The organism is Butyrivibrio sp. AE3006 (assembly GCF_000424165.1).
GTDB lineage: Bacteria > Bacillota > Clostridia > Lachnospirales > Lachnospiraceae > Butyrivibrio.
On record NZ_AUJJ01000012.1, the window covers coordinates 25,303 to 43,754 of the forward strand.

The window sequence follows — 18,452 nt, forward strand, 5'->3', positions numbered from 1 at the left end:
AATAAAGAAAAAACACCTACAAATAACGAAAAACAACAACAGAATTTATATTCTGTTGCTAATTTTTTTCCTGAATTTACTTCGCTATATTTTCAAATCTTCTTATTTAGACCGCAAAAAAGCTCCCCGGATTTCCGGGGAGCCTAACAAAATAATAATCAGCTTAGAACCTTTTCTTTCATCAACTCATTATATATAGACTCTATGTCATAGTCGGGAGCGTATTTTTCTGCAATAGCGCAGATTCTTGAGACATACTCCTCGTCTTCTTCAACCTCAGAAGCGATTTTGTCGACAGATTTTCCTTTTTGTAGTTTCTTGCATATCAAATCGATTTTTCCAATAATAACTCCTCTTGCTTCTCCTCTTGCTTCTCCTCTTGCTTCTCCCCTTGCTTCTCCTATCGCTAGAGCTTCTTCTCTTATTCCCTCACCCAGATTGCACATGGTGTTTACCTCCTCTTTCATCGATTTTGTCATAGGTATGTTAAAATTTCTTTCCAATATCTCTTTCTTTTTCTGCGGCTCAGTATTTGACGATAGCAAAACATCAAGAAGTTTCAGAATTGGAACATCTCCCGCTTCTTCAGCTGATCCGAGTTTTAAAAACAAAACTGTCATCAGATCGTAGTCCTTTTCTTCTTCAAATGCATTTCCGATGACATTTTCCTCAACCGTTCTATACCGTGTAATAGTATTCTTATATTCGTCATCAACATTCATTTGAATCCATATAGAATAAACCTTACGAATTTTCTCATAATGACTTTTAATGAAGACCGTGTTCTTCTGTGCGCTTATCATACGGCTTACATAATATAAAGCTCTCTTGATAAGAGGATATGGTGGATCATCGTCCTTTTGCGCCTCGACATTCAAAATGAGATGAACCGATTCCTTTGAGTCCGGTACAACTGCTGAGAATTTTATATCGTAATAGACTTTTCCCTCTTTTATCGAATTATCTTCTGTATTTTGTCCTTCGATTCTGCCATCCGGCAACTCCTCAAGATATTGAAGCTCATCCTTATCAAGCTGATCCTGATCAACCGCGATCTTTGATACCTGCGGTTCTCCTTCAATACAATCATTTGCTATTTGAGATATAGAAAACTGCGCAAATTCAGGAACGCATTCTTTCATGATCCAAGCAAGAACCATTTTGTTTGACAATAATCTTTTCACACATTCATCATACTGCGCTTCCTTATTCGTAATATCTATAGTACCTGATATATCTGTCTGCTCAATCATTTATTTTCCTTTCTTCATAATACGGCAAAAAAGTGCCACTTTCAACAGACATACAACCTTTGTATGGCCGCCATTATGCATAGTTTTGATATTCTGTATTTAAAGATTCCCTTTATTGAATATTTCAAATGATACTGGGTATTCTTTGGTGAAATAACCGAAAATCTTATATACTACTAAATCACGTGATCACGCAAAAAAGATAATACCACAAAACCGCCATTGGTTTATTAAGAAACACATACGAAATGTCTTAAGAAATGATTAATATAACTTAGGCCCGGCGGTTAGATAACCGCCAGGCCAAGAGCTTCGATTTTGTCGCGTTCTTCTGCGCCGCGGCGCATAGTATAAATTCTTGTAGTATTGACGCTGCTGTGACCTAAGATATCAGCTAAATGAATGACATCACTATATGCATCATAGTAGGTTCTTGCGAAAAAATGTCTGAAGTTATGCGGATATATTTTGTTTTGGTCGATACCTGCCTTTATAGCGATTTCCTTGAGTTTGCGCCAGATATAGCTTCGGTGAAGCGGTCTGCCATTTCTTGAAATAAATATACTTCCTTCGATAATCTCGTTTTGCTCGCTATAGATAAGCAGCGTTTTTGACAGAGATTCAGGTATCAGAATAATCCTGATTTTCCCCTTTAGACTTATCTGAATTCTTCCCCTTCTTAGGCCCTGCGGTGTGATATATGGAAGCTCACTGATCCTTATTCCTGTACTTGCAAGAGTCATCAGAATATATGGCATCCTTTTATCGCTGATTTTCTCGGATGTCTCGATCATTCTTCTGTATTCATCTAATGTTATTTCATTATCATCAATTTGGAAGTTTCTCTTTTGGATGCGAAGTGATCTAAGTTTCCATTCAGGTATTCCTGCGAAACTCAAAAAAGAATTTATAGCTGCAATATTTCCATTTATCGTGCTAATGCTATAACCCTGCTTATGAAGTGTTTCTTTATATTCAAGAATCACAGCCTTTGACTTTATGTTTCCTCCACAGCAATTGCAAAATCTACAGATGCTGCGCACATATTTCCTGACCGTGGCCTTTGATTTCTCCATCTCCTGTAAATAATTCGCATAATTTGCGATTGTCTCATCATTAATCTGTAACATATAATTCTCCTCCTTGTTGCAGAAGAATTATAAGCTAAAAAGCTCCCCGGAATAATCCGGGGAGCCTAAACTCATAAAATCATTATGCTTTTTCTTTAATTTTCTCAATCTCTTCTTTTATTCTATCTGATGTGAACTCATTTGAACGAAGCGCAACCTGTGCTTTAAGCATACGGTTATGAACGTCGTTCTTTTTCTTGAAGAAATCAACAAGCTCTTCATCATTTATTCGAAGATATCCATCAGCAATAGCGCCGGGAAGCACAAATTTCTTAACAACGTCATTGAACTGAACTTCAATGTACTTACCTTCCTGCTTCGCAATTTTGCCCGTGCCGAATTTCTCGTGCTCGATGTCAATTCCAACAACATCTTTATCGCCAAGAGTCTTGTCCTCTCCGTCGATAACACTTATCTCCTTCTCAAGGCTCTCATGTTCATTTGAAAGCTCTTCTACTTTTTTTGCATTCTCTTCCAGGAGCTCCTTGGTTCTTTTTGTCCTGGTCCTTGGTGAAGCAACCTTTACTTCCTTTTCCTCTTCTTCAAGATCTAAGCCCATTGTGCACCCCTTTTCCGCGATAAATGTGTTTTCAAAGTTTCAGAATATAACCGATATATTATATTTTAACTTATTTATTATCGTTTGCGAGTATCTTGAATGAGATTTCATAAAACTTTTATGTTTTATTGTTCAGAGGTAAGTGCGCTTGCAGCCTTGTTTCTTCTCTCATCATCCAGTATCTGTCCCCACTTATAAGGTGTAGCCTGATATACATAGTAGTCAAGCCAGTTGGAGTACAGGTTGTTGCAGTGTGATCTCCAAGTGAGCTTCGGTGTGTTATCAGGGTCATCATCAGGATAGTAATTTACCGGCACATGAATAGGAAGGTCTTTGCTGAGGTCCCTTATATACTCGTTGTGGAGAGTTAGTCTGTCATACTCAGCATGCCCCATTACAAATATGTTTTTGCCATCTCTTGACATGCAAAGGAAAACTCCTGCAACAGCTGACTCAGCAAGCACTACCAGATCGCTGCATGAATGAATTGCAGACGCAGGTGTCTCTGTGTGTCTTGAATGAGGCATAAGGAAAACATCATCAAAGCCGCGAACCAGCGGTACCTTTCTGTTTTCAACTCTATGCTCAAAAAGTCCAAAAAGCTTCTCGGGAAGCAGTCTTTTCTGAATATGATAATGATAGTAAAGTCCTGCCTGTGCTCCCCAGCAAATATGGAATGTTGATGTAACGTTTGTTTTTGACCACTCAAAAATCTCGCAAAGCTCCGGCCAGTAATCCACCTCTTCAAATTCCATCTGCTCAACAGGAGCACCTGTGATGATAAGTCCATCGTAGGTGTTATCCTTTAATTCCTCAAAGGTATGATAAAACCTGTTAAGGTGGTTGGGCGATGTATTGAGTGATTTATGGGAGCTTACTCTCATGAAGGATACATCTATCTGCAAAGGTGTATTTGAAAGTGACCTGAGAAGCTGAAGCTCTGTATCTTCTTTTAACGGCATCAGATTCAAAATACAGATATTCAATGAACGAATATCCTGATGCATAGCTCTGTTCTCGTCTACAACAAATATATTTTCCTTTTCAAGTATCTCCCTCACAGGAAGATCGTTAAGTATTTTAATAGGCACTTTACCAGTCCTCCGTTACTATTTTTTGTAGTATATCAAATAAACATTCCAAGCACTATTTTCCAGATTAAGATGGGATTATTTTATCATCTTCAAAAACTCTGCTTCATCAATTACTTTGATGCCAAGGTCCTGAGCCTTTGTGAGCTTGCTGCCTGCAGCTTCGCCGGCGAGAACCATAGTTGTTTTCTTAGATACGCTTCCGGAGGCTTTTCCTCCGTTCTTGGTAATAAGCTCTTCTGCTTCTTTTCTGCCAAGTGTAGGAAGTGTACCTGTAACAACAATAGTCATTCCCGCAAGCTTGTCGGAAGCATCCTCATCCTTCTCAACTGTCATGTTTAGTCCGCTATCCTTCATTCGCATGACAAGTGCTCTGTTATCCTCATCGTGAAAGAATTCATAGAGATCATTAGCTGTGGTCTCACCTATATCAGGCATTGATAAAAAGCCATCAACGGTTATATTAAACAGCTCTGTAAACTCTGTGATATGCTTCATGATCTCTCTTGCTGTTGCCTTTCCAACATTTCTGATGGCAAGACCTGTAAGAAGCTGAACAGGGTTATTGGATTTTGATTTCTCAATCTCAGCCAGAAGCTTATCTGTATTTTTCTCTTTTCCGATGATGCCCTTTTCAATCATCTCATCGCGGTACTTATAGAGGTCGTAGATATCCGCATAGTTTGACAGATAACCATCCTTAGTAAGGGCTTCTATAAGAGTATCACCAAGGCCCATAATGTTCATGGCATCCCTTGATGTGAAATAAGCAATTGTTCTTGTGACCTGTGCGGGACATGTAGGATTAACGCATCTGATATCAGCTGTATCCTCTTCTCTTACTAAGGGATGTCCGCAAACAGGACAGTTATGAGGTGCTTCGTATACAACCTCAGGCTCATCAACGCAGCCGTTAAGCTTAGGAATGATCTCTCCTGATTTAAAGAGCTTGTAGGATCCGCCAATACCGATCTTCATATCTCTGATGTAGTCCTGATTGTGAAGAGTTGCTCTTGATACTGATGTACCGCAAAGTCTTGCAGGCTTTCCAGTCTCCTTATCATGGAACTGTCCTGTGAAGGTGAGCTTTCCTGTTCTTCCCACATCCACGAGAATCTCATCCATTACAACTACGCGCTCTTCCGGCGGATACTTATATGCTATATGGCCGCTGGAATATTTGCTTCCTGCAGGGAAATCATCTCTCCATACTGTGTTATCTACTTTAATAACAGCGCCGTCAAGATCAAAGGAAAGGTCTCCTCTTGTTTCGCCAATTTCATCTATCGCGGCAGAAACCTCTTCAAAATTCATGCACTTTCTATGGGCAACTACAGGAATGCCAAGAGCCTTAAGCTTATCAAGTGCATCACAGTGGCTCTGCATAAGCTCTGCAGGTCCGTCCTGAACATTGAAGATAAACATCTTAAGTCCGCGTTCTTTTGTAACCTTGCTGTCCAGCTGACGAAGGGTTCCTGCTGCAAGGTTTCTGGGATTAGCAGCTACCTTTTTTCCAAGCTTTTCCTGGGTCTCATTATATCTGTCAAAATCTTCATGAGACATGTAGACTTCGCCTCTAAGCTCAAGATAGTCCGCATCAAACTTGATCTCTTTTTTTACATCGGGAATAACGAGGGCATTTATTGTTACATCTTCGCCCACCATTCCATCACCTCTGGTCTCAGCAAGAGAAAGCTTCATAAAGCCCTCTTTTTCGGTATCTCTCTCATATCTAAGGGTCATACTAAGACCGTCGATTTTCTGTTCAACAGAAACAGCTGCATCATGGTGTCTTGAGTGAACCTTATTTATCCAGGCTTCTACGTCTGTTTTATCAAAGACATCCTCTATAGAAAGCATCGGGACATTGTGGGTTACCTTAACACCGGCTTCTCGCTTGGCTGTTCCGCCCACAATCTGGCTTGGAGAATCCGGGGTTACAAGCTCAGGATTCTCAGCTTCTATCTTTTTAAGCTCCTGCATCAGCTGATCGTATTCATAATCGGATATCTCCGGTGCATCCTGATTGTAATAGCGATCCATGTGATAACGTATTGTATCAGAAAGCTCTTTATATCTCTGTACTATTTCTTTTTCTGCCATAAAATCTCCCCTATACCTTTTTTCAAATATCAAGTCCTGCGTTTTGGTACAAAGTCCGCAGTTCTTCTCCCTCCAGAACTCTGTGCTCTGAATAATTAAGTCCCTGTAACTCCACATTCATAATGCGGATTCTTTTAAGCTTAACTACATTATAGCCAAAAGCATCACACATTCGTCTGATCTGTCTGTTAAGACCCTGGGTAAGCACTATCTTAAAACATGTGTCCGTAATCTTCGTAAGCTTGCAGGGTCTTGTAGTCTGCTCTAGTTCTGGAAGATAAACGCCCTTTTCCATTTCACGAAGGAATCTGTCAGTGATCTTATGATCAACCTCAACAACATATTCCTTCTCATGCCCGTTGGCCCCCCGCATCATAGCCTGAATAAGATCGCCGTCATTTGTAAGAATCATCAGCCCCTCAGAATCCTTATCTAGTCTCCCTGCGTATGTAACACGCATATCTACGTTAAGGTCTTCAATAATGGTTCTCTCAGCGTGGTCATCCTTCTCTGTGCAAACAACTCCGACGGGCTTGTTATAAGCAAGGACAACCTTTTCTTCCATGGGTTTAATCTGCTTACCATCATACATTACAATGTCGTTATTAGTAACCTTTATACCCTGGGTAGCAACAGCTCCGTTAACGGTTATTTTCCCATCATCGATAAGCTTATCTGCATCTCGCCTTGAACAGACACCGCACATGGCTATGAATTTATTTAATCTGACCTCATTATCAGTGCTCATGAAAACCTCATATCGAAATATTTTTGGCACCAAAAACATCTAGTGCTCAAATACTTTTTCTTAAAACAGGAATTCCTGTGATATAAAAAAGAAACGACCTTTTAGCCGTTCCTTTTCTGTTTTCGTATCAGAGTTTCCTTAATCTCTCAACTGCCTTTTCTTTTATTATAGTGTCGAAATTCTCATCCATGTGATAAATCGCAATATCCTTTGTGGTTACGAACTTGCCAAACTCATAACAAATTGAAAATACAGAAGCAAAATTTCTTGACTTCTCTTTTTTCCTGTCGCAAAGCATGTAATATTTGCCTGTGGAAGCATCCTTATAAAGTGATGTAGCTAAAGAATACTTCTTAGGTATCTGTTTGGAAAGCCTTATAACTGTTCTAAGTGAATCATATTCAAATACAAAGGATGTAAAGTTCAGTTTATCGAGCTCTTCAGAACGTTTCTTGTCCTTTTTATCCTTCTTGATCTTAGTCTTTCTGGAGTCGTTCTCTGTTATGAAAGGAAGCTCACCATTATTCTTATCTTCAACGGCATCTTCAACTTTCTTAGCCATATCTCTTACAGAACTTGTGAACTCCTTAAGATTCTGCAGGTACTCACTGAGCTTGGGAATTCTCTCTTCCTCAGATACATCGCCAAGTTCCTCAAGGAAATTCTTGGGAAGCTTAAGACCTGCCTTCTCTGTAAGGTTCTTAAGCATATCTGCAAAGGCCTCCTCAGCGTTCTCAGATAATGTAAGCGAAATCGAGTGATCGGGAAGAACTGTGATCTGCATTGGTGTAAAAGCACCTGTAGGCTTGTAATCAACTTCCTGTGCAGCTCTCTCCATTACGTCATGGAGGAAATCCATTGCTTCCTTACTCTTATCAAAAAGGTCCTCAAGCTTAAGACCCTGCTCGTCCATATCATCTTCTGTGATTATGCAATTAACTGTATCCTTATTAACTCTTGTAAACTTCATAGATCTAATACCTTTAAAACTAAAAACAACATCTTATCTATTATAACACACTTTGTTTTCATAAGATGTATAAATTGTTCTTATAAGAACATAGGCAAAATCACTGCATTTACGGCTTATTTCTTAGCAGATTCTAGGTAATCCCTCACCGTAAAGAGGTCCGATTATTCTCTCTCCGCCGATTCCGGTATGAAGAATAACTTTGCCATTATCTCTGGTGCTTACATTTCCTATTATGCAGGCATTTTCCCCATATTTTGCACCTCTTATAAGTTCAACTGCCTTGTCTGCGTCTGCTCCGTCGACTACGCAGATCATTTTTCCTTCATTGCCCATATAAACAGGGTCAAGCCCCAACATCTTGCAGAAGTCCTTAACTGCAGGGCTCACAGGAAGCTTATCCTGATAGATGTCTATTGTGCATTCGGATGCATTTGCAAATTCAGATAAAACAGTACCAAGTCCGCCTCTTGTAACATCGCGCATAGCATGGACTCTGATGCCGTTTGAAATAAGAGTGCTAACCATCTCGCCAAGAGGTGCATTATCTGACTTTATCTCATTTTTGATATTCATTCTTCCTGAAAGAATCGCTGCATGATGATCACCAAGGTTACCTGAAATAATAAGGGCATCGCCGTCCTTGCAGCCTGCAGGAGAAAGTGAAATATTCTCAGGCATAAATCCAACACCTGAAGTATTTATCATTATTCCGCCAAAATCTCCACGCTTTTCTACAACCTTTGTATCTCCGGTTATTATCTTGATTCCTGCTTCATCTGCGGTAGCTGCCATGGATTCAATGATCTTATCAAGGTCATCCATGTCCATACCTTCTTCAAGTATGCAGCCACAGGTAAGATACTTGGGAACTGCTCCGCTCATAAGAAGGTCATTTACTGTTCCGCATACGGATAATCTTCCAATATCTCCGCCCGGAAAAAAGTATGGTGTTACAACAAAGGAATCTGTAGTAACAGCGATTCTGCTGCTTCCGGGTACAACCGCAGAATCTTCCATTCTATCAAGCACTTCATTTTTAAAGTGCTTTGCAAATATATTTGAAATAAGCTCTGATGTGGAAGCTCCGCCGCTTCCATGCGCCATAGTAATTTTCATTAATTTCCTCTTCCTGAAATGTAATAGTTATAACAGCTTCCCTCTGTAGAAACCATGCATGCTCCGTGGGCATCTTCAGGTGTACATTTTTTACCAAATAAAGGGCACTCATTAGGTGCTATCTCACCTGTAAGAACTCTTGCACAGCTGCATCCGGGAGGCATGTGATCCTCATCAAGGCCGTGGCTTCCTGCATCATACTGAGCATACTCGCTCTTAAGCCTCATACCGGATCCGGGAATCATTCCCATTCCGCGCCAGGAAGCGTCGCAGGGCTCAAAGAATTTCTCCACAGCTTCTTTCGCTTCAAGATTACCTTCAGGTGTAACCACACTTCTGTATAAATTCTTGATGCCGGTCTTACCACGCATTCCGGTAAGAGCATAAATAGCTGTAAGGAGCTGTGCTCCCTCAAAGCCTGTCACTACAAATGGCATTTTTGTCTCTTCTGAAAGCTGCTTAAATACATCAGATCCCGTAACAACAGCTACATGTCCGGGAGCAATAAAACCATCAATATTGTCAGTGTTTTTGCATACCCATCTGATTACCTGGGGCATGGTCTTAAGTGATGTAAGAAGCTTAAGATTATGAACATCTCTTTTAATAATTTCTTCTAAAACCATGGCATATACGGGCGTTGTGGTCTCAAACCCTATTGCTGCAAAAACATAATTCCTGTCCTTATGCTCAATAGCCAGTCTGATGGCATCCATTGGAGAATAAAGCATTTCCACGCTACCACCAAGGGCTCTTGCATCAGCCAGAGAATACTTTGATCCCTTAACTCTTATAAGATCACCAAAGGTTAAAACTGTAGTATTTTCAGCCATGGACAGTTCTGTAAGCTTGTCAATTACTGCTGTTACAGTTACGCATACAGGGCATCCCGGACCTGAAATAAGCTTGATATTATCAGAGAGCATCCCTGGAATTCCGTTTTCTGAAATAGCTGCGGTATGTGTTCCGCAAACTTCCATGAATCTTACGGTTTCGCCATTATAATTTTTCAGTTTATCTTTTATTTCCTGTAATCTGTCCATATTAAATCTGAATATCCTCGATTTCACGGAAAAGATCTTCGAGTTCATCAGCCTCTGCATCATTCATGGTCTGAATTATGCATCCTGCATGCACTAGAACTCTGTCGCCAATTTTAACCTTAACAAGACCTGCCTCTGCCTCCACAGTATTACCTGAAAAGTCCACAGTTGCCTTTGTTCCGTTAAGTTCAACAACCCTACCGGGTAAAGCCACGCACATATTTATACCTCTTCTAAATCTCGTAAACCCTGCAGGTATATCTGACCTGCACTTATACCGCCGTCATTGGTCGGTAAAAATTTGTTTAAGTATACCATAAATCCATTTTCTTTTAGGAGCTTATGGAGCTTTGTAACAAGGAGTCTGTTTGCAAAAACTCCTCCGCTAAGGCATACATTGTTTATTCCCTTTTCATCTCTGATTTTAATACAGCTGTCAAGCGCTGCCTTTGCCAGAGTCATATGAAAAGCATAAGCAATCTCTCTTCTGTCCTGAGAATGACATCTATCTACAATATCTCTGATCAGTTCTCTCGTATCCCAGTCTGAATCGTTTATCGGGAACTTAAGTAGTTCTTCGTTTTCAGCCCTGCCCTCTGCATTACACTGCGCAATATATTCTTCCGCAGCATTTTGCAAAGCTATGGCACACTCACCTTCGTATGAATTATATTCTGAAAATCCAAGGATATAGGAAACAGCATCGAAAAGTCTTCCCATTCCGGAATTCCTGTAGGTGTTGATGTTATTTGAAAGTGCTGCCTTTATAAGATTCAGATCACTTTCTGTAAGGGATGAAGGCTTGCTATTTCCAATCTCATCGCCAGATGTAGAATGTTTTTGCAGTAACTCATTAGAATCAAGTCCTGCATCTGTCATGAAACATGCAGCCAGAATTCCTGCGTTCTTCATAGCTTCATCCTGACCTACGATGGGCACAGCTCTTAAGTGTTCACGCCTCTCGTATTCTCCACCATCACATACCAGAACTTCGCTTCCCCAAATGGTATTATCTGTTCCAAAACCAGTTCCGTCGAAAGCAATTCCAATACAATCCTTAAGATCATTTTCTGCCATTACTGAGCCGATATGAGCATGATGATGCTGAAGCTGAATAAGTTCCTTACTGCCTTCAAGACTCTCGTAGAAAGCTTTGGCCTTGGCAGTTGAAACATATCCGGGATGCATATCACATATTACTATAGTCTTTGTGATATCAAGCCTGTCCACGCCAAAGATAGAAAGCATCTCTTTCAGCTCTTTTTCCGCAACCTTCTGAATACCAAGTTCATCCATGTCACCAAAGAACTGACTTGTGATAATCTTATCTCCATATCCAATAGAAAAAGTATTCTTTAAATCTGCTCCAAAAGCTATATATAATACCTTTTCTTTTAGCGGTTTATTCAGGAAAATGGGCAAAGGCACATAGCCCCTTGATCTTCGAACAAACCTGTTTACATAATCATCCTCTGTCTTAAGTATCTGTAAAACAGAATCATCAAGAGGTCTTAGTATGTCCCTCTTGTAATACAGAATTCCATCTATCTTATCAGCAAAACTATCAGCGAACTCTTCGTCAGATACTATCATTGGATGTCCTGACAGGTTACCGCTGGTTACGATGAGTGGTCCAAGCTCCTTAGTTAAAAGCACATGTATACCGCTTGCAGGTAAAAAAGCCCCTATCTGGTTAGAAATTCCGCATACATTAGATGCAAAACAATTCACATAATTTTTTTTCTTATCTAAAAGAACTATAGGCCTTGATGACTGATTAAGAAGCTTATCTTCTTCTGTATTTACACAGCAATACTCAGAGACTGCATCTACATTCTCGAACATCACTGCAAATGGCTTCTTCTCACGCCCTTTTATCTCCCTAAGTCTTTGAACCCCTTTTTCATCATAAGGAAGTGCCACAAGCTGATATCCGGAAATGCCCTTTAGTCCAATGATTCCGCCATCTCTAAGGACTTTTATTGCATCTTGAACAGCATTTTCCTTTATACTGACTGTCATATCTTTCTCTTGATCAGCGCTGATATTTTCCGGATTCATGTGACAAGCATCTTTAGTAGTAGCCTTAAAAATCATCTGTGGGCCGCAGTTATGACAGCTGATGGTCTGGGCATGACGCCTTCTTCCCTTTAGATATTCTGCGCTGCATTCAGGGCACATATCATAAATATCCATAGTGATATTTTCCCTGTCATAGGGGAGATTCTTAAGGATACTGAATCTCGGGCCGCAGGAAACACAGCTGATAAGAGGATATTCGTATCTTCTGTCCTTCGGATCAAGCATTTCAGAAAGACAATCATCACAAATACCTATATCAGGTGGAAAAACAGGAAGTGATCCTTCTTCGTCAAACCTCGAGCTTTGAACAATACGAAAACCGGAAAAGCTTTTATGCCCCTCCGGTTCACATTCATTCAAAATCTGTAGTGAAACATTTATAACGATACTTCCAAAGGGATAAGATACCTTAAGCTCATTTGCAAAGCTTTTAATGGTATCTTCAGGTCCCTCTGCAATTATTTCAACTATTCCGCCACAGTTTTTCACTTCTCCGCTTAATGCATATTTACTTGCAAGCTCCGCCACAAACGGTCTGTATCCAACTCCCTGGACAGCACCGGTGACGCGGATAAGTGCTTTCATAAATTATTCGTCCTTTTTAACTGCCTGTGCAGCTGCCTTAATAGCTTCGATTCCGCTCTTAGGAGCTTCTGCTTTAGCTGCAGGTGCTTCAGCCTTTGCCTCTGTAGCAGGTGCTGCCGGTGTAGCATTAGCTGCAGGTGTTGCCGGTGCAGGCTTTGCTGCTGCGGGTGCTGCTCCGCCTGCAGGTGCTGCTCCGCCTGCTGCGGCCTTAGCTGCCGCTGCGGCTGCTGCACGCTCCTTAGCTGCCTTCATAAGTGCTTCCTGAGCAGCAATAGCTTTCTCAGACTGCGGGAATGTCTTAGTGATCTTCTCACTTCCGGGCTCAGTAAACTGAGTATCCATTGAAAGACATTTCTTAGGGCAGTTATCTACACAGCTTCTGCACTGTATGCAGCTCATAGGTCTGATAGACCAGGTCTTAGCTGCCTTATCAACAGTAATCGCTCTTGTAGGACATTTAATTGAGCAAAGTCCGCAAAGAACGCATACATCCATATCATTTACGACATGACCTCGCGTGCGCTCCGGATATACCTTAGGTTCAAAGGGATATTTACGTGTCGCAGGCTTGGAGAACAGATTTTTTAAAACAGTTTTATTAAAATTAACCAGACTCAATTCTTCTTACCTTCTTTCTTATCTCTCTGTACAACTGATGCAAGGATCAATCGTAAGAACCAAAATCGGTACATCTGCAAGATCACATCCGGCAAGAACTTCTACCAGAGCCGGAATATTAGCAAATGTAGGAGTTCTTACTCTCATGCGATCAACAAACTTAGTTCCGTTTGCCTTTACATAGTAGAGAGCTTCTCCTCTGGGCTGCTCGATTCTGGCCATGTATTCACCGTTAGGGAATCCCTTAACAGGTACATCTACAGCACCTGCAGGCATCTTATCGATACACTGACGCATGATATCAATAGCCTGATATATCTCTTTAATACGTACTTCTGTACGTGCATAAGAATCGCAGCCTGTGCTTGTGATAGGCTCGAATTCAATATCGCCGTATGCACAATAGCCTGTTGAACGAATATCTCTTGCAATACCGCTGGCACGAAGGAAAGGGCCTGCTGTGCCAAGAAGATCTGCCTTCTCAGGTGTAAGAATACCTACATCTACGAGACGATTCTTAACTGCAACGTCATCGATGAAAGGCTTACTTACAATCTTAACGCCCTCTTCAATGCTATCAAGTCTCTGTCTGAAATCCTTAAGCATATCATCGGGAATATCTCTTCTAAGGCCGCCGATCTTCATAATTGAAAAGATAACACGTCCGCCTGTTGCAATCTCAAACATATCAAGAATCTCTTCACGGATTCTCCAGCACTCCATATAAAGTGACTCAAATCCGAAAGCATCGGCAAGAAGACCAAGCCAAAGCATATGTGAATGCATTCTTGAAAGTTCAGAAAGCATTGTTCTTAAATATTTTGCTCTGTCAGGAACCTCTAAATCCATGATATGCTCAACAGCATCACAGTATCCAAGGCCATGTCCAAGTGAACAGATACCACAGATACGCTCTGCTACATATACCATTTCCTGGAAATCTTTTTTATCTACAAGCTTCTCAAGTCCACGATGGATGAAACCAATCTCAGGAATAGCCTGTACAACCTTCTCGTCCTCAAGTACCAGATCCAGATGAATAGGCTCAGGTAATACGGGATGCTGAGGTCCAAAAGGAATTACACTTCTAGTTGACATATATTCTCCTTACTCTCACTGAATTATTTTAACAATGAAGTTACTCCTCGCGTTGCTCGAAGTAACACGTTCGAACCGACTCGAAAAAACCTCGTCTGGTTCTCACATCTTACTTAAAAGGTGTTTCTATAGCAACACGGTAGAAGCTACCCTTATAATCAAGGCTAATCATCTGAATATCCACTCCGAAAAGATCGTGGATCTCGTTCTCATACAAAAATGCACAAGGGAAAACACTACTGATACTGTTAATACTCTGATCCTCAGCAAGAATTATCTTAACCTGCTGAACTTCAAGTGCTTTACCAAATGTATAAACCAGTTCATATCCATCAGGAGTTCTGGTTGAGCACTGCTGCATCAGATGATATCCGTCGTGCTTAAGTCTCTGCGCCTCATCGATGATCTCTTCTGCCTTAACAATCTTAAACTCTGCATTCATCAGGCGTTCCCTCCTTCATCCTTTTTGGGTTCTGCAGGTGCAACGGGCTTTGCAGCAGGTGCTGCTGCAGGAGCTGCCGGCTTCGGTGCAGGCTTAGCAGTAGCAGCTATCTTCTCCTCAGCCTGCTCACGAAGAGCTTCCTCGGTAAGAACTGCGTCATACTGTGTAGCAGGATCATAGTCTTCTGCCTTCATACGAACTGCAATCTTGCTGTAATCTACAGTACAGTAACCCTGTTTCATGGATTCCTTAACCTTTACTCTCTTTTCCTCAAGAATGGCAAGTGCTTTAACTACGCCATCGATGAGAGCCTCCGGACGAACTGCGCATCCGGGAACATATACATCTACGGGAACTACCTTATCGGAGCCGCCGAGAATATTATAACAATCCTTGAAGATACCTCCATCGCAGGAGCATATTCCACAAGCGATTACTACCTTTGGATCAGGCATCTGATTATACAGCTGTCTTACAACCGGAGCTGTCTGTGCATTGATACCACCTGTTAAAAGAAGTATGTCTGCATGCTTGGGGTTACCTGTATTAATAATACCGAATCTCTCTACATCATAGAGAGGAGTCATTGTTGCAAGTACCTCTATGTCACAGCCGTTGCAGCTTGAGCCATCATAATGTAATACCCAGGGTGATTTTGAAATTTTCATAATATCTCCTAATCTCTTAATATTAGTTAATAACACTGAGGATAAGCAGGTTTGTGCCGGCTGTTACAAGGATTACTACCCATGATGAAACCAGCATAGCCATGTATTTCACACGAGGAAATACATTGTCGATAAACGTCTCCAACAGATAAAAAATCACACAAGCGACAATTGCGATTACATAGCTTACAGGGTTGTTGTAGATAAAGAACATAGCAACAATACCCATCATAAGTACCTGATCATACCACTCTGCTATCTCGTAAAGTCCAAGGTTGGAACCGGAAATATCAGATGTAAGACCCTTTACCATCTCCTGGTGAGCATGGTGTGAAGTACTCATATCAAAAGGTGACTTTCTGAACTTAATTGTAAGTATGAACAAAAAGCCGATAAGCATTCCGGGAATCTTAAACACTGCAGGTGCCTGTCCGGCAAGCATATCATTTACCATGAAGCTTCCGTGAACTTCGTAGAAACCGATAGCAACAAGAAGAATCATGGGCTCATAGCACATCATCTGAAGAAGCTCACGGTTTGCACCCATTGCGCTGTAAGGTCCGTTTGTGGAATAAGCAGCAAGTACCATCATAACTTCGGACATTGAAAGAGCAAAGAATACAAGAAGCATATCTCCGCCGCCAAAGAACAATGCACCGGTAAAGATGGTGAATATTGTATAAGCTATAACAAACAGAATCTGAATACTATTAACAACAGTGGTCTGCTTAGCTAAAAGCTTGTAAACATCATAGAAGGGCTGAAGAAGCGGCGGGCCCTGTCTGCCCTGCATTCTTGCAGAAACGACTCTGTCGATTCCTTCCATAAGTCCGCCGATGATAGGCGCAAGTAAAATATAAAGAACTACCTTACATATTGTCATTACCATCAGATAGTACCTCCGATCACGATAATAAGCATTACGAGAACTATCACTGCAGAGATCGCAATACTGGGAGCAAGGAGCTTGTCCTCACCGAAATAATCTGTCATATACCAGTTTGACATGTAAAGTGCTCTCTCCTTACCAAAGGAGTCGATGTAGTGACGGTCATCACCGGCATTAACACCGGCTACATAAGACATGGTCATCTTACTCTTCTTACCGATTGCAAGGAATCTGCTTCCGATCGGGATAATGAAGATCATAGTAACCATTATCATCATGATGATAACATCTGAGCCACCGATTACATTAGGTATATTCTTATGGAATGCCTCGTTAAGGATCGGCTGAATCATGTGATCTGACATCCAAGGGAATGCAAAACACATAACAACGATCATTGTTGTAAGCGGGAACAGAGAGATCATCTCACTTCTGGGTGTGATGTCCTCAAGTTCGTATGACTGGTGAATTACAGTACATATCTTTCCAAGCCATTTTGCCCAGTAGAAAAGTGTTGAGCCTGAACCAAATACAAGGAAAAGGACAAGCCATACTGAATTGGAATCTACGAATGACTTAAGAGCTGCCCACTTTGATACAAGCATACCAAAGGGTGCCATAAACATACCGCAGATACCGATTATCATAATAAATGCAAGCTTAGGCAGCTTGATGATAAGTCCGTGCATATCCTCTACATCACGGCTGTGCATACAGTTCTCGATATCTCCGACTGTCTGGAACAGAAGTGACTTTGATACAGCATGGAAAAGAATGAGCATTGTAGCTGCCCATACACCCTCTGTAGTACCCGTTCCTGCGCAGGCTGTGATAAGACCAAGGTTTGAAATTGTTGAATAAGCAAGTACTTTCTTACCGTCACTAACAGTAATAGCAAGAAGTGATGCTGCGAAGAATGTAAATCCACCGATAACAGTGATCATTACACCAGTAAATGTTCCTGCAAGCATGGGTGAAAGACGGATAAGCATGTAAACACCGATCTTAACCATTGTTGCAGAGTGAAGGAGCGCACTACTGGGAGTAGGTGCAACCATCGCTCCAAGAAGCCATCTTGAGAACGGGAACTGTGCACTCTTTGTAAGTGCAGCAAAAGCAAACAGTGTAACAGGAACCATAACAAGCATGTTCTCTCTCGGAACAAGCTGTGTAAGCGCGCTGAGATTTGAAACCTTAAGAGTCATGTTGCAATACATAAGACCAAAAGCAAATCCGCATCCGCCAAGAAGGTTCATCCATAAAGCACGGAAGCTGTTGTTAACTGCTTCTTCTGTTCTGGTGTAACCGATAAGAAGGAATGAACATACGCTTGTGATTTCCCAGAAGAAGTATATCCAACCAAGATTATCAGACACAATAAGACCAAACATAGCTCCGATGAATACAAACAAAAGAGCAAGGAAATAGTTTGATCTGTCTTCTACTTCAGTGTGGTGATTGTGATAATCCTTCATGTAACCGCAAGCATATATGCAGATAAGAATACCTACAATACCTACGATAAGGATCATAACAGCTGAAAGGAAATCAACTCTCATATGAGCGCTTCCCTCAAGAGCCTGACCTGTGAGATCCATCCAAAGTACAGGAAGTGTACCAAGCATGGAAAGAAGAATAGCATAATACTTTTTGTATTTTATGCTAAGGAAAACCACAATACACATGAGAAGTATCTCACCACCCATGATAATGTGGTCATAGACTGCTGTCTCAGTAAGAAAAGTGTTCTTAGTAACTCCCTGAGTTCCAAGTACCTTAGTTCCTACCAGGATTGCAGTGATCATGATGCTAAAGCCACCAAGACCGGCAACGATGTTGCGCAGTAGAGACGCCTTTTTGATACAGAACATAAGAACTGCCATCACAAAAGGAAAGAAAATCAGAAAATCTACTGCCTTAAGAATTTGTATGTTCAAGAATTCTCCACCCCTTTCAGGATAATTTAGTAATTAAGCAAATAATGCCTTATACATACTACCACAAAAACACTGATTATAGATTAAAAATTTGTTATAAAAATATCAAAAAATTAT

17 protein-coding genes are annotated in these 18,452 nt (G+C 41.0%); all 17 read right to left on the reverse strand.

What is annotated here, in order from left to right; all coding sequences use genetic code 11:
• Nucleotides 1-158: 158 nt before the first annotated feature.
• The 17 genes from G603_RS19700 to G603_RS0108210 all read right to left on the reverse strand — a co-directional run bounded on the left by G603_RS19700 (nt 159) and on the right by G603_RS0108210 (nt 18,335).
• Entirely contained in the window at nt 159-1,253 is a 1,095-nt protein-coding gene (locus tag G603_RS19700) for a hypothetical protein (RefSeq protein WP_051207639.1), read from the reverse strand.
• A gap of 287 nt (nt 1,254-1,540) precedes the next feature.
• Nucleotides 1,541-2,383 carry a tyrosine-type recombinase/integrase gene (locus tag G603_RS0108135; protein WP_026669908.1) on the reverse strand — a complete coding sequence of 281 codons (843 nt, stop codon included), beginning with the start codon at nt 2,381-2,383 and terminating at the stop codon, nt 1,541-1,543.
• An 82-nt stretch (nt 2,384-2,465) separates the two neighbouring features.
• Nucleotides 2,466-2,942, reverse strand: a complete 477-nt coding sequence (locus G603_RS0108140) for a hypothetical protein (protein ID WP_026669909.1) — start codon at nt 2,940-2,942, stop codon at nt 2,466-2,468.
• A 125-nt stretch (nt 2,943-3,067) separates the two neighbouring features.
• Entirely contained in the window at nt 3,068-4,033 is a 966-nt protein-coding gene (metA, locus tag G603_RS0108145; protein ID WP_026669910.1) for a homoserine O-acetyltransferase MetA, read from the reverse strand.
• A gap of 78 nt (nt 4,034-4,111) precedes the next feature.
• Entirely contained in the window at nt 4,112-6,136 is a 2,025-nt protein-coding gene (gene ligA / locus G603_RS0108150) for an NAD-dependent DNA ligase LigA (protein WP_026669911.1), read from the reverse strand.
• 22 nt (nt 6,137-6,158) lie between these two features.
• On the reverse strand, nt 6,159-6,884 hold the full coding sequence (locus G603_RS0108155; RefSeq protein WP_026669912.1) for a pseudouridine synthase: 726 nt from the start codon (nt 6,882-6,884) through the stop codon (nt 6,159-6,161).
• A 127-nt stretch (nt 6,885-7,011) separates the two neighbouring features.
• On the reverse strand, nt 7,012-7,854 hold the full coding sequence (locus G603_RS0108160) for an adaptor protein MecA (RefSeq protein WP_026669913.1): 843 nt from the start codon (nt 7,852-7,854) through the stop codon (nt 7,012-7,014).
• Between the two features lie 123 nt (nt 7,855-7,977).
• On the reverse strand, nt 7,978-8,973 hold the full coding sequence (gene hypE, locus G603_RS0108165; RefSeq protein ID WP_026669914.1) for a hydrogenase expression/formation protein HypE: 996 nt from the start codon (nt 8,971-8,973) through the stop codon (nt 7,978-7,980).
• A complete protein-coding gene (gene hypD / locus G603_RS0108170) occupies nt 8,973-10,016 on the reverse strand; it encodes a hydrogenase formation protein HypD (protein WP_026669915.1) in 1,044 nt (347 codons plus the stop codon). Before hypD ends, hypE begins: the two co-directional genes overlap by 1 nt.
• A 1-nt stretch (nt 10,017) precedes the next feature.
• Complete coding sequence (locus G603_RS0108175) at nt 10,018-10,236, reverse strand: HypC/HybG/HupF family hydrogenase formation chaperone (RefSeq protein ID WP_026524330.1); 219 nt, start codon at nt 10,234-10,236, stop codon at nt 10,018-10,020.
• Nucleotides 10,237-10,238: 2 nt separating this feature from the next.
• Nucleotides 10,239-12,683, reverse strand: coding sequence for a carbamoyltransferase HypF (hypF, locus tag G603_RS19705; protein WP_035792570.1), 2,445 nt, complete (start codon nt 12,681-12,683; stop codon nt 10,239-10,241).
• 3 nt (nt 12,684-12,686) lie between these two features.
• Nucleotides 12,687-13,301, reverse strand: a complete 615-nt coding sequence (locus G603_RS22590; RefSeq protein WP_242834855.1) for a 4Fe-4S dicluster domain-containing protein — start codon at nt 13,299-13,301, stop codon at nt 12,687-12,689.
• 18 nt (nt 13,302-13,319) lie between these two features.
• Nucleotides 13,320-14,399, reverse strand: coding sequence for a hydrogenase large subunit (locus G603_RS0108190; protein WP_026494513.1), 1,080 nt, complete (start codon nt 14,397-14,399; stop codon nt 13,320-13,322).
• 109 nt (nt 14,400-14,508) lie between these two features.
• A complete protein-coding gene (locus tag G603_RS0108195) occupies nt 14,509-14,841 on the reverse strand; it encodes an NADH-quinone oxidoreductase subunit C (protein WP_026494512.1) in 333 nt (110 codons plus the stop codon).
• A complete protein-coding gene (locus tag G603_RS23125; protein ID WP_026669916.1) occupies nt 14,841-15,509 on the reverse strand; it encodes an NADH-quinone oxidoreductase subunit B family protein in 669 nt (222 codons plus the stop codon). Before G603_RS23125 ends, G603_RS0108195 begins: the two co-directional genes overlap by 1 nt.
• Before the next feature lie 22 nt (nt 15,510-15,531).
• The gene (locus tag G603_RS0108205) at nt 15,532-16,398 is read right to left on the reverse strand and encodes a respiratory chain complex I subunit 1 family protein (protein WP_035792573.1); all 867 of its coding nucleotides are present in this window, start codon (nt 16,396-16,398) and stop codon (nt 15,532-15,534) included.
• Nucleotides 16,398-18,335, reverse strand: coding sequence for an NADH-quinone oxidoreductase subunit 5 family protein (locus G603_RS0108210; protein WP_026524327.1), 1,938 nt, complete (start codon nt 18,333-18,335; stop codon nt 16,398-16,400). The genes G603_RS0108205 and G603_RS0108210 overlap by 1 nt, the downstream gene beginning before the upstream one ends.
• Between the last annotated feature and the right edge of the window lie 117 nt (nt 18,336-18,452).